The organism is Fusobacterium sp. JB019 (genome assembly GCA_030673965.1).
In the GTDB taxonomy this organism is placed as follows: Bacteria; Fusobacteriota; Fusobacteriia; order Fusobacteriales; family Fusobacteriaceae; genus Fusobacterium_B.
Window position 1 is genome coordinate 115,083 of record JAUTCN010000007.1, and the last position, 11,861, is coordinate 126,943.

Genomic DNA, 11,861 nt, shown 5'->3' on the forward strand with positions numbered 1-11,861 from the left:
TTTAACATAAACAAATGATTTTTTCAACAAAAACAATAAAAAAAAATATCTATAAGGAATAAAAAATGTTATAATATAGTGAATAAATATGATTATTTTAAATAAAAACAAGAATTAAGGAGATTGAAAATGTTTATAGATGAGGTTATAATCACAGTCAAAGCTGGAAACGGTGGAGATGGAGCAGCGACATTTAGAAGAGAAAAATATATCCAATTTGGAGGTCCAGATGGTGGAGATGGAGGAAGAGGTGGAGAAGTTAGATTTGTAGCTGATCCTAATGTAAATACTCTTGTAGACTTTAAATTTAAAAAGAAATTCCAAGCTGGAAATGGTGGTAACGGAGCAAAAAAAAGATGCTTTGGTAAAAATGGAGAGGATTTAATAATAAAAGTTCCAGTTGGAACTCAAGTTAGAGATTTTGAAAGTGGAAAGTTATTGTTAGATATGAATGTTCCAGGGGATACTAGAGTATTTTTAAGAGGTGGAAAAGGTGGATTTGGAAATGAAAAATTTAAAAATTCAATAAGAAGAGCTCCTAAAATGGCAGAAAAAGGAAGAGAAGGAGCAGAAGTGAAAGTTAAGTTAGAATTAAAACTTTTAGCTGATGTTGCTCTTGTAGGTTATCCGTCAGTAGGAAAATCTAGTTTAATAAATAAAGTATCTTCAGCTAAATCAAAAGTTGGAGCATATCATTTTACAACTCTTGAACCTAAATTAGGGGTTATAAGATTAGGAGAAGGAAGATCTTTTGTTATTGCAGATATTCCAGGACTTATTGAAGGGGCTAGCGAAGGAGTTGGATTAGGAGATAAATTCTTAAGACATATTGAAAGATGTAAAATGATATATCATATTGTTGATGTTTCAGGAATAGAAGGAAGAGATCCTATTGAAGACTATAATAAAATAAACCAAGAATTAACTAGATTTAGTAAAAAACTAGCTAATAAAAAACAAATAGTTTTAGCAAATAAAATGGATTTATTATGGGAAACAGAAAAATATGAAGAGTTTAAAAAATATGTAGAAAAAGATGGAGTTAAAGTTTATCCAATATCAGTTATATTAGGAGAAGGGATAAAAGAAGTGATAAACGAAACTTATACTATGCTTGAAAATATGGAAAGAGAACCTCTTGAAGAAGAAGAAAGCGTAATTGAAGTTATAAAATCACAAAAAAGTGATAAACCGCCATTTATTATTACAGAAGTTGAAGAAGGATTCTATCAAGTTGATGGAGCTATGGTTGATGGAGTATTAGCAAAATATGTAATTACTTATGATGAAGAATCTGTAATTACTTTTGTTCATATGCTTAAAAACTTAGGATTAGAAACAGCCCTAAGAGAAGCAGGAGTACAAGACGGAGATACTATAAGAATAATAGATGTAGAATTTGAATACTGGGATTAAAAATAAGGAGCGATAAATGATAGGAATAGTTATAGCTGGTCCTACTGGAGTAGGAAAAACAGAGTTGTCTTTAAAAATAGCTAAATTATTACAAGGAGACATAATTTCTGCAGATTCAGCCCAAGTATACAAAGGAATGAATGTAGGTACTGCTAAAATAACAGAAGAAGAAAAGCAGGGAATTAAGCATTATATGCTTGATATAGTAGAACCTATTGAAAAATATAGCGTTGGAGATTATCAAAAAGAAGTTGATAAAATTTTAAAAGAAAAAGAAGAAAAAAATGAAGATATAGTATTAACTGGAGGAACTGGTCTTTATATAAAATCTATAACTGAAGGGTTAGCTGATTTACCTAAGGCAGATAAAAAATTAAGAGAAGAAATGAAAAAATATTCTGATTCAGAACTTTTAGAAAAATTAAAATCATTAGATGAGGAAGCTGCTAATAATATCCATGAAAATAATAGAAAAAGAGTGGAGAGAGCTTTGGAAGTTTGTATTTTAACCGGGAATAAATTCTCAGAAATTTCTAAAAAGAATATAAAAAATAATAATTATAAATTTTTAAAGTTATATCTAACAAGAGATAGAAAAAATTTATACGAAAGAATAAATAAAAGAGTAGACATAATGATGGACCAAGGTCTTTTAGAAGAAGTAAAATCTTTGTATGATAAATACACTGGAGAAATTTTAAAAAAGATAAATATAATTGGATATAACGAACTTATAGATTATTTAGAAAATAAATTAACTCTAGATGAAGCTGTAAATGCTATTAAAAAAAATTCAAGAAGGTATGCTAAAAGACAGATAACTTGGTTTAAAAAAGAAGAAGAGTACATATCTATAGATGTTGAAAAATTGTCTGAAGATGAGATAATATCAAAGATTCAAAAGCTTTATTCATCAAAGATAGACGAATAATTAACTTGATAAATGTAACTAGTTATGATATCATAAAATAGTGTATAATAGGAGTTATAATTATGAAAAAAGTAGTGTTTTTCCTTGGGTTAGTTTTTTTATTTATATCGTGCTCTAACAATCAAATAAAAGTTGCAGATGAAGATATTAATATTTTCTTTAAACATATAAAAACTAATATAAAAAAAAATAATATCTCAGCTATAGAAAGTGATTTTAAAAAGAGTATTTACAACAGAAAAACTATTGAAGAATTAAAAAAATATAATTTTGAAAATATAAAAATTGTTTTTAGTAAGGCTGAAATTCAAGGGAATAATGCAAGAAATATTATAGGTTTAATTTTTTCAGAAGAAGTAATTTATTTGCATGGAGAATATAAGCTTACAAAAGGAAAATGGAAAATAGAGAGGGTGGAAAATGGAAGAAAAGGTATTGAAAAAAAATGAGATAAAACTTCTTGTTTCCTCAGCTTTGGAAAATCTTTCCGTTATTAGATCATTAATAAAAACTTATTTAAATCTTCATAGTATAGAAAAGAGAAATATTATGGAAATTTTAACAATAGTAGACGAATTAGCTACCAATGTTGTGGAACATGGTTATCAATATCAGCCAGGAGAACTAATTATAACAGTTGAAAAAGATGGAAATATTGTTAAATTAGTAGTAGAAGATAATGGTGTAGGTTTTGATGATGAAAAAATCAGCAAAGAAGAAGGCGGAATGGGTCTTAAAATAGCTAAAAAAATGTCTGATAACTTTAAAATTGAGAAGAAGTCAAATGGAACAAAGTTTAAAGTTGAAAAGAAAATCAAGGAGGGGAAATAATAGTATGGATGCGAATTTTAATATAGTAGACAGGAAAGAAGGAGATGTAACTATAATAGAAGTTACAGGAGAATTAGATGCTTTAGTGGCACCAAAATTAAAAGAAAAAATTTCAAAAGAAATGGAAAATGGTGAAAGTAAATTTATCATAAATTTCAAAGAATTAGTTCATATTAATAGTTTAGCAATGGGGATATTAAGAGGAAAATTAAAATCAGCAAAAGAGATGGGTGGAGATATTAAACTTTCAAACTTAAACGATCATATTGCATCTATATTTGAAATGATTGGTTTGGATGAAATATTTGAAATATTTGAAAATGAAAAAGAGGCTTTAGATAGCTTTAAAAAATAAATAAGGAAGTGAAAATATGGGTTATATGCTAGGGATAGGGACAGGGATACTAGGATTCGCGATAATTTTTGCAGTAGTATACAAAAAATCCTCAATAGATAAAAAAATATTAGAATTAAGAGATATGGAAGATGAACAATTAAAAGCTCAAATAAAATCAAAAGAAATATTAAAAAATGCTGAAGCTGAAGCTAACATCTTAAGAAAAGATGTAGAACTTAAAGCTAAAGAAACAGTTTATCATTTAAAAGAGGAAGCAGATAAAGAGATAAAAATAGCTAAAAATGAAATAGCTCAAAAAGAATTAAGATTAACAAAAAAAGAAGAGAATTTAGATAATAAATTAGAAAAAATAGAAGAAAAAACAGTTGTTTTAGAAGATAAAACAAAGGAATTAGAAAATAAAAAAGTAGAAATACAAGAATTAATAGAAAAAGAAGAAAATGAATTAGAAAGAATATCTGGTCTTTCAAAAGAAGAAGCAAAGGAATTATTGATAGTTAAGTTAAAGGATAATTTAGCTCATGAATCTGCAGTAGCAATTAAAGAATACGAAGCGAGATTAAAAGAAACAAAGGATGATATTTCTAAAAGAATTCTTTCAACTGTTATAGGAAAGGCAGCATCAGAATATGTTGTTGATTCAACTGTATCAGTAGTAAATCTTCCAAATGATGAGATGAAAGGAAGAATTATAGGAAGAGAAGGAAGAAATATTAGAACTATTGAAACTTTAACAGGAGTAGATATAATAATTGATGATACTCCAGAAGCAGTTGTACTTTCAAGTTATGATGGTGTTAAGAGAGAAATTGCCAAGAGAGCAATAGATAAATTAATAGCAGATGGAAGAATACACCCAGGAAAAATAGAAGAACTAGTTAATAAATCTAGAAAAGAAATTGAAAAAGATATATTAGAAGCAGGGGAACAAGCTTTAATAGAAGTAGGAGTACAAGGAGTTCATCCTGAAATTGTTAAAGTATTAGGAAGATTAAAATATAGAACAAGTTACGGACAAAATGTTTTAGTACATTCAATAGAAGTTGCTAAATTAGCAGCTAACTTAGCAGCTGAATTAGGAGCAAATACAAAACTAGCTAAAAGAGCAGGTTTATTACATGATATAGGTAAAGTATTGACTCATGAAACAGAATCTTCTCATGCTATTATAGGTGCAGAATTCTTAAAGAAATTCGGAGAAAAAGAAGCTGTTATAAATGCAGTTAAAGCACATCATAATGAAGTAGAAGCAAAAACAGTAGAGGCAGTTTTAGTTCAAGCTGGGGATGCCGTTTCAGCATCTAGACCAGGAGCTAGAATGGAAACTTTATCTTCTTATTTAAAAAGACTATCTGATTTAGAAGAAATAGCAAAATCATTTAAAGGAGTAGAATCATCTTATGCAATTCAAGCTGGTAGAGAGATTAGAATTATAATCAATCCAGATGTTGTAAGTGATGATGAAGCAACTGTTATGGCAAGAGATATGGCTAAAAAAATAGAAGAAACAATGCAGTATCCAGGACAAATAAAAGTTACTATTTTAAGAGAAACTAGAGCAACAGAATACGCAAAGTAAATAAGAAAAAAATAGAGAGTATTAAGGTACTCTCTTTTTTTATGTAAAAGATTTTAAATTTTGATTTTAGTATAAAAAATGTTATAATTATTAGGTATAATATAAAATTTTAAAATAGAAAGAAGGAAGTATGAGAGTATTAGTAGTTGGAGATATTGTAGGAAGACCAGGGAGAAAAACATTCGAAGAGTATGTTAAGAAATTTAAAGAAAAATATGATTTTATAATAGCCAATGGAGAAAATTCAGCAGCAGGATTTGGAATTACATCAAAAATAGCAGAAGAATTCTATGCTTTAGGAGTAGATGTTATTACAAGTGGAAACCATATTTGGGATAAAAAAGATATATATACATATTTAGAAGGAAATAATAGATTACTTAGACCATTAAATTATCCAAAAGGAGTGCCAGGAAAAGGATATACAGTAGTAAAAAGTAAATCAGGAATAAATGTAGGAGTAGTATCTTTACAAGGAAGAGTTTTCATGCCACCTACTGATTGTCCTTTTACAAGATTTTCAGAAGTAATAGATGAGATAAGAGAAAAATGTAAGATAATTATAGTTGATTTTCATGCAGAGGCAACATCAGAAAAAATAGCTATGAGTAGATATTTTGATGGTAAAATTTCTGTTTTATATGGGACACATACTCATGTTCAAACAGCAGATGAAAAAATTCTATTAGAGGGAACTGGTTACATATCAGATGTTGGAATGACAGGATCAGATAATGGAGTTATAGGGATGGATGCAAAATCAATCATTCCTAAATTTCTAGAGTGTCTTCCTCAAAGATTTGAGATAGCTACTGGAAAAGAAAGATTAAATGGATTAGAAATTGAAATAGATGAAGAAACAGGAGAATGTACTAGTATAGAGAGAATAAACATGTCTTTATCCCAAATAGAAATATTTTAAGGAGTTAAAATGAAAGTTGAAGAAATAAAAGTTATTTTTGAAAGTGAAGATATAGAGAAATCTAAAAAAGAAATAGGAGATATATTTTATGATTTTGGAGCAACTGGTCTTAAAATAGAAGAACCTATGACTCATAGAAATGCACTAGATTTTTATAAAAATGAAAAGGATTTTCTTATGGTGGATCATGCAATTTCGGCATATTTTCCTTTAAATTTTTATGCTGAAAAAAGAAGAAAAGCAATAGTTAATGCTTTTGAAGAAAAATTTTCAGAGAGAGAAGATATTGTTTATACAATAGATTTTTATGATTATGATGAAGAGGATTATCAAAACAGTTGGAAAAAATATTTCTATACTCAAAAAATAAGTAATAGGTTTGTTGTAAAACCTACATGGAGAGATTATGAACCTTTAGAAAATGAATTGATAATAGAAATAGATCCTGGGAGAGCTTTTGGAACAGGGACACACCCTACAACTTCTTTATGCATAAAGTTGATGGAAGAAAATATAAGTAAAGAGGATAGAGTAATAGATGTAGGAACAGGATCAGGAATTTTAATGGTTGCTGCTGAAAAATTAGGAGCAAAGGAAATAATAGGAACAGATATTGATCCTATGGCAGTAGAAGTAGCTAAGGAAAATCTTGAGTTAAATAAGGTTTCTTTAGAAAAAGCTAAAGCTTATGCAGGGGATTTAATCTCAGTTGTAAAAGAAGATAAATTTGATGTAGTTGTAGCAAATATATTAGCAGATGTATTATTAATATTACTTAAAGATATATCTAAGGTTGTTAAAAAAGATGGATTGATAATCTTCTCAGGAATAATAGAAGATAAATTAGAAGAAATGAAAAAAGCTATAGAAGAAGAAGGGTTAGAAATATTAGAAATAAAAGCAGATAAAGAATGGAGAGCAATTTTAATGAGAGCATAAAAGGGAGGAAATGATATGGGAAATTTTGTAATGGCTATAGATGGTCCTGCTGGAAGTGGTAAAAGTACAATTGCTAAACTTTTATCAAAAGAGTTTAATTTAACTTATTTAGATACAGGAGCTATGTATAGAATGGTAGCTTTATACTTTTTAAACAATAATATAAATTTTGATGATATAGTTAAAATTAAAGAGATATTGCCGTTAATAAAAATAGATATAGTGGATGGAAAATTTATATTAAATGGAAAAGATGTTTCTTTGGATATAAGGACACCGAGAGTTACAGAAAAAGTATCGTTTGCTGCTAAAATAAAAGAAGTTAGAGAGAAATTAGTAGATCTTCAAAGAGAAATTAGTTTTGGTAAAAATGTAGTTTTAGATGGAAGAGATATAGGAACAGTTGTATTTCCTAATGCAGATTTAAAAATATTTTTAATAGCTTCTCCAGAAGAAAGAGCTAGAAGAAGAGTTAAGGATTATGCAGAAAAAGGAATACAGGAAGATTATGATAAAGTTTTAAAAAGTATAAAAGAAAGAGATTATATAGATTCTCATAGAGCTGAAAGTCCTTTGAAAAAAGCAGAAGATGCTATTGAATTAGATTCTAGTTCTATGGAAATAGATGAGACAGTTGAATTTTTAGGAAAATATATAAAAGAAAAAAAAGGTGAATAATAATGATATATAATTTTTTAAGGTTAATTTTATATATACCTTTGATTATAATAAGTTTATTTAGTAGAAAAAAAAGAAATTTTATAAAAAAAAGAATCTTTCAAGGATTTAGAAATTTAAAAAATGGAAAAGACTATATTTGGATTCATTGTTCTTCAGTAGGGGAAATAAATTTATCAGATTCTTTAATAAGAAAAATGTTATTAGAAAGAAAAGAAGAAATTTTAATAACAATGTTTACAGATACTGGCTATGCTACAGCTAAAAAAAAGTATAAAGCTGAAAGTAGAATAAATATTTGTTATTTTCCAATAGATGATTATTTTTTAATAAGAAAAATTTTATCTAAAATAAATGTAAAGTTATTAGTTATTGTAGAAACAGAAATTTGGCCAAATTTAATAAAATTAAATTCAAAAAAAGGAAAAGTAATTTTAGTAAACGGTAGAATATCAGATAGAAGTTATAAGAAATATTTAAAGCTAAGATTTATAACTAAAGCTTTATTAACAGGAAGAATAGATAAATTCTATATGCAAACAGAAATAGATGCAGATAGAATAAAAAAAATAGGAGCTACTCCTTCTAAAGTTTCTGTAGTAGGAAATTTAAAATTTGATATTGAATTAGAAGATTATTCAAAAAAAGAAAAAGAGGAATTAAAAAATAAGATAAAGGCAGGAAATAGAAAAATATTTGTTGCAGGAAGCACTAGAACTGGAGAAGATGAGGTATTACTTGAAGTTTTTAAACATTTAGAAAACTATCTTTTAGTTTTAGTTCCAAGACATTTAGAGAGAATTCCAAAATTAGAAAAATTAATAGAAGAAAATAAATTTTCGTTTGAAAAATTAAGTGAAATTAAAGAAAAAAAGGATATATTAATAGTTGATAAAATGGGAATATTAAGAAAATTCTATTCTATTAGTGATGTAGCTTTTGTAGGGGGAACTCTTGTAAATATAGGAGGGCATAGTTTACTTGAACCTTTATATTATAGAAAAACTCCTATTTTTGGAAAATATCTTCAAAATGTAAAGGATATATCAAAGGAAATTTTGAAAAGAAATATAGGATTTAAAGTTGAGACATCTGAAGATATATTAAAAATAATAAAAAAAATAGAAAATCATGAAATTAAGAATGAAGAGATAGAAGATTTCTTCAATAAAAATAAAAATGTGGCAGATAAAATATTAAAAGAAATAAAAGAATTAATAAATTAAAGTTGGAGGAATAATGGGAGAACAAACAAAAAAAGAATACTGGAATCATTTTTTTAAGAGACCTAAAAAAAATTATAACCCTTATATGGAAAGATTAAAAGAATATCCAGAATATATAATGTATGATAGAGAAATAATGGATTCATACAAAGGAAAATGGAAAGAATATTTTGGGAATGAAAATCCAATATATATAGAAATAGGATCAGGAAGTGGAAATTTTGCAATAGGTATGTGTGAGAAATATCCAGAAAGAAATCATATGGCAATAGAACTTAGATTTAAAAGACTTCATTCTTCTGGAAGAAAAGCAAAAAGAAGCAACCTTGAAAATGTTCTATTTATAAGAAGATATGGAGAAGAAATTCCTGAATTTGTAGGAGAAAATGAAATAACAGGAATGTACATAAATTTCCCAGATCCTTGGGAAGGAAATGAAAAAAATAGAATTATTCAACTTCCTTTATTTGAAACTTTAGATAAAGTATTAAAAGTAGGAGGAAAATTATTTTTTAAAACAGATCATGATGTTTATTATGAAGATGTTCTTGAATTATCAAAAGAATTAAAAAATTATAAAGTTGTGTACAATACTCCAGATTTACATAATAGTGAAAAATCTGAAGATAATATTTTAACAGAATTTGAACAATTATTTTTAAATAAATTTCAAAAAAATATTAATTATATAGAAATAGAAAAAATTAAATAAAAAAAGGATGCATAGCATCCTTTTTTTTTGTTTACAAACGATTTGCAACTACATCCCAATCAATGATTTTAATGAAGTTATCAATATAACTACCTCTTAGGTTTTGATAGTCAAGATAATAAGCGTGTTCCCAAACATCAATAGTAAGAAGAGGTTTAAGATCATTTTTTAAAGGTGTTTCTTGATTAGAAGTGCTTACAATTTTAAGAGAATTGTCTTTATCTAATACTAGCCAAGCCCATCCTGATCCAAAATGTGTAAGGGCGGTCTTTTTAAACTCTTCTAAAAATTTATCAACAGAACCAAAATTTTCTTCTAATTTTAATTTTAATTTTTCAGGTATTTCTTTAGTTTCAGCCTTAGTTAAAGCTTCAAAATAAAATACATGATTAAAAACTCCACCACCATTATTAGTTATTGCTGTTCTAATATCTTCAGGAACTTTTTTCAAGTTGCTTAAAATATAATTAAGGGAATGTCCTTGCAATTCAGGAGCATTTTCTAAAGCTTTATTTAAATTATTAGTATAACCAAGCAAATGCTTGTCATGATGAAATTCTAAAGTTCTTTTAGAAATGCAAGGTTCTAGCTCGGAATAATCAAAGTTTAGTGGTTGTAATTTAAAAGGATAATGTGTGTTCATAAATACCTCCTTGGTTAGTAAAAAATATTGTACATACTATAATTATATTATATAAATAATAAAAATCAAATTTTAAATAAATTTATTTTTTTAAGCAAAGTTCTCTAAATTCTTTAACTGACATTTTATTTTTTGTTATATTTTTAGTTGAAATATTAGAAGAAGAACTAATGCCATATTGCATATTGTTTAAAGAATTAATATGAGTTATAGCAATAGCAATAGCATCAGCAGCATCATCTGGGGTAGGTATTTCTTTCATTTTTAAAATACTTTTGACCATTAATTGCACTTGCTTTTTCTCAGCTCTACCATATCCAGTAATTCCAATCTTTACTTGAAGTGGAGTATAACTTTTAATTTTTAAACTATTTTTTTGACCAGCTAAAAGAATAACTCCCCTAGCTTCTCCAACTGAAATAACTGTTTTATTATTTTTGAAATAAAATAATTCTTCAACAGCCATATGTTCAGGTGAATATTTATCTATAATTTCTTCCAATTGATCAAATATTTGTAAAAGCCTTTCTTCCATAGGAAGACCTTTTTCAGTGAAGATACATCCATAATCAATTAATTTTATTTTTTTATTTTCATAGTCTACTATTGAAAAACCTACAATAGCAGTACCAGGATCTATTCCTAGAATTCTCATTTTTATTTCCTTTCAAAAAGATTTATTAAATTTTTAGCATTGGTATTTTTTAAAAAAACATAATTAAAATTTTTCATAATATGTATACCTTTTATTTCAAAACTAGAAAGATTAGGATCACTTTTTGAAATAATATCATATACAAAAGAAATAGCATTATTTTCTATAACTAAAGATTTAATTAATTCAAAACTACTAATGGAAGTAACTTTTTTAAAATTTTTAAGAGAATAGTTTTGTTCTGCTAGTTCTTTTTCGAAGATAGCTCTAGTTCCTGAACCCATTTCTCTAACAATTATAGATTCATTAAAAATATCTTGAATTTTTATAGATTTATTAGCAAATGGATGATCTTTAGAACATATTCCAACAAATTTCTCAGTGCTATATAATCTGTAATTATATTTTTCCTTATCAAAAAAACCCTCTATTAATGCAAAATCTAATTTATTATCATCTAAACTTTTTAAAAGATGCTCGGTGTTATCCACGATTAAAGAAAATTCATAATTTTCATTTTTTAAAAAATTTACAATATTATCTTTAACTACAAAATCTCCAATAGTTTTAGTAGCTCCCATTCTAATTTTTGTTTTATTTGATTTATTTAAATTATTTCTTAATTCTAAATCATTATAATAAGCAGCTGTTGCATAATTTTTTAAGATAGAAGCTTCCTTAGTCATATGAAGTTTTTTATTATTATATATAAATAATTTACAATTATATTCTCTTTCTAAAGATTGAATATGATTTGTTACAGAAGGTTGAGTCATATGAAGTTTTTCTCCAGTAATATGATAATTCATAGTTTCACATAATTTTAAAAAAGTAATTATTTTGTAATCTAACATAAGCCACCTCCTAGCTATATTTTATCATTAGAAATATTTAAACACAAGTAGAATAAATAATAAAAATCTATGTTATAATATCTTTAAAGCAGGGTATTATATAAAATGTTTTATAAA

Annotated in this window: 14 protein-coding genes; 11 read left to right on the forward strand and 3 right to left on the reverse strand. The window is 26.4% G+C overall.

Annotation, left to right across the window (positions count from 1 at the left end; translation table 11 throughout):
* Window positions 1–129: 129 nt before the first annotated feature.
* The 11 genes from obgE to trmB all read left to right on the forward strand — a co-directional run bounded on the left by obgE (window position 130) and on the right by trmB (window position 9,592).
* Window positions 130–1,416, forward strand: coding sequence for a GTPase ObgE (gene obgE, locus Q7K47_06150; protein MDP0506802.1), 1,287 nt, complete (start codon window positions 130–132; stop codon window positions 1,414–1,416).
* A gap of 16 nt (window positions 1,417–1,432) precedes the next feature.
* Window positions 1,433–2,347 carry a tRNA (adenosine(37)-N6)-dimethylallyltransferase MiaA gene (gene miaA / locus Q7K47_06155; GenBank protein MDP0506803.1) on the forward strand — a complete coding sequence of 305 codons (915 nt, stop codon included), beginning with the start codon at window positions 1,433–1,435 and terminating at the stop codon, window positions 2,345–2,347.
* A 62-nt stretch (window positions 2,348–2,409) separates the two neighbouring features.
* Window positions 2,410–2,796: a hypothetical protein gene (locus Q7K47_06160; GenBank protein MDP0506804.1), complete on the forward strand. Its 387-nt coding sequence runs from the start codon at window positions 2,410–2,412 to the stop codon at window positions 2,794–2,796.
* The gene (locus Q7K47_06165; GenBank protein ID MDP0506805.1) at window positions 2,768–3,178 is read left to right on the forward strand and encodes an ATP-binding protein; all 411 of its coding nucleotides are present in this window, start codon (window positions 2,768–2,770) and stop codon (window positions 3,176–3,178) included. The genes Q7K47_06160 and Q7K47_06165 overlap by 29 nt, the downstream gene beginning before the upstream one ends.
* A gap of 4 nt (window positions 3,179–3,182) precedes the next feature.
* Window positions 3,183–3,533 (forward strand): STAS domain-containing protein, encoded by a 351-nt coding sequence (locus Q7K47_06170; protein MDP0506806.1) that lies wholly within the window; start codon window positions 3,183–3,185, stop codon window positions 3,531–3,533.
* Between the two features lie 16 nt (window positions 3,534–3,549).
* The gene (rny, locus tag Q7K47_06175; protein MDP0506807.1) at window positions 3,550–5,115 is read left to right on the forward strand and encodes a ribonuclease Y; all 1,566 of its coding nucleotides are present in this window, start codon (window positions 3,550–3,552) and stop codon (window positions 5,113–5,115) included.
* Between the two features lie 130 nt (window positions 5,116–5,245).
* Window positions 5,246–6,037, forward strand: a complete 792-nt coding sequence (locus tag Q7K47_06180; GenBank protein ID MDP0506808.1) for a TIGR00282 family metallophosphoesterase — start codon at window positions 5,246–5,248, stop codon at window positions 6,035–6,037.
* Window positions 6,038–6,046: 9 nt separating this feature from the next.
* The gene (gene prmA, locus Q7K47_06185; GenBank protein MDP0506809.1) at window positions 6,047–6,976 is read left to right on the forward strand and encodes a 50S ribosomal protein L11 methyltransferase; all 930 of its coding nucleotides are present in this window, start codon (window positions 6,047–6,049) and stop codon (window positions 6,974–6,976) included.
* A 15-nt stretch (window positions 6,977–6,991) separates the two neighbouring features.
* Window positions 6,992–7,654 (forward strand): (d)CMP kinase, encoded by a 663-nt coding sequence (gene cmk, locus Q7K47_06190; GenBank protein MDP0506810.1) that lies wholly within the window; start codon window positions 6,992–6,994, stop codon window positions 7,652–7,654.
* A gap of 2 nt (window positions 7,655–7,656) precedes the next feature.
* The gene (locus Q7K47_06195) at window positions 7,657–8,880 is read left to right on the forward strand and encodes a glycosyltransferase N-terminal domain-containing protein (protein MDP0506811.1); all 1,224 of its coding nucleotides are present in this window, start codon (window positions 7,657–7,659) and stop codon (window positions 8,878–8,880) included.
* A gap of 13 nt (window positions 8,881–8,893) precedes the next feature.
* Window positions 8,894–9,592, forward strand: a complete 699-nt coding sequence (gene trmB / locus Q7K47_06200; protein MDP0506812.1) for a tRNA (guanosine(46)-N7)-methyltransferase TrmB — start codon at window positions 8,894–8,896, stop codon at window positions 9,590–9,592.
* 31 nt (window positions 9,593–9,623) lie between these two features.
* On the opposite strand, the gene Q7K47_06205 is transcribed toward trmB, so the two are convergent.
* From Q7K47_06205 to Q7K47_06215, 3 genes are all read right to left on the reverse strand, one after another.
* Complete coding sequence (locus tag Q7K47_06205) at window positions 9,624–10,235, reverse strand: superoxide dismutase (GenBank protein ID MDP0506813.1); 612 nt, start codon at window positions 10,233–10,235, stop codon at window positions 9,624–9,626.
* 82 nt (window positions 10,236–10,317) lie between these two features.
* Complete coding sequence (ruvC, locus tag Q7K47_06210; GenBank protein ID MDP0506814.1) at window positions 10,318–10,890, reverse strand: crossover junction endodeoxyribonuclease RuvC; 573 nt, start codon at window positions 10,888–10,890, stop codon at window positions 10,318–10,320.
* A gap of 2 nt (window positions 10,891–10,892) precedes the next feature.
* The gene (locus tag Q7K47_06215; GenBank protein ID MDP0506815.1) at window positions 10,893–11,744 is read right to left on the reverse strand and encodes a LysR family transcriptional regulator; all 852 of its coding nucleotides are present in this window, start codon (window positions 11,742–11,744) and stop codon (window positions 10,893–10,895) included.
* Window positions 11,745–11,861: the final 117 nt, after the last annotated feature.

What these genes read in the sequence shown, in the direction of transcription:
- Q7K47_06170 (MDP0506806.1), top strand. Translation starts at nt 3,183, where the DNA reads ATGGATGCGAATTTTAATATAGTAGACAGGAAAGAAGGAGATGTAACT.
- ruvC (MDP0506814.1), bottom strand. Translation starts at nt 10,890, where the DNA reads ATGAGAATTCTAGGAATAGATCCTGGTACTGCTATTGTAGGTTTTTCA.
- trmB (MDP0506812.1), top strand. Translation starts at nt 8,894, where the DNA reads ATGGGAGAACAAACAAAAAAAGAATACTGGAATCATTTTTTTAAGAGA.
- cmk (MDP0506810.1), top strand. Translation starts at nt 6,992, where the DNA reads ATGGGAAATTTTGTAATGGCTATAGATGGTCCTGCTGGAAGTGGTAAA.
- Q7K47_06165 (MDP0506805.1), top strand. Translation starts at nt 2,768, where the DNA reads ATGGAAGAAAAGGTATTGAAAAAAAATGAGATAAAACTTCTTGTTTCC.
- Q7K47_06180 (MDP0506808.1), top strand. Translation starts at nt 5,246, where the DNA reads ATGAGAGTATTAGTAGTTGGAGATATTGTAGGAAGACCAGGGAGAAAA.
- prmA (MDP0506809.1), top strand. Translation starts at nt 6,047, where the DNA reads ATGAAAGTTGAAGAAATAAAAGTTATTTTTGAAAGTGAAGATATAGAG.
- Q7K47_06160 (MDP0506804.1), top strand. Translation starts at nt 2,410, where the DNA reads ATGAAAAAAGTAGTGTTTTTCCTTGGGTTAGTTTTTTTATTTATATCG.
- Q7K47_06205 (MDP0506813.1), bottom strand. Translation starts at nt 10,235, where the DNA reads ATGAACACACATTATCCTTTTAAATTACAACCACTAAACTTTGATTAT.
- rny (MDP0506807.1), top strand. Translation starts at nt 3,550, where the DNA reads ATGGGTTATATGCTAGGGATAGGGACAGGGATACTAGGATTCGCGATA.
- Q7K47_06215 (MDP0506815.1), bottom strand. Translation starts at nt 11,744, where the DNA reads ATGTTAGATTACAAAATAATTACTTTTTTAAAATTATGTGAAACTATG.
- miaA (MDP0506803.1), top strand. Translation starts at nt 1,433, where the DNA reads ATGATAGGAATAGTTATAGCTGGTCCTACTGGAGTAGGAAAAACAGAG.
- Q7K47_06195 (MDP0506811.1), top strand. Translation starts at nt 7,657, where the DNA reads ATGATATATAATTTTTTAAGGTTAATTTTATATATACCTTTGATTATA.
- obgE (MDP0506802.1), top strand. Translation starts at nt 130, where the DNA reads ATGTTTATAGATGAGGTTATAATCACAGTCAAAGCTGGAAACGGTGGA.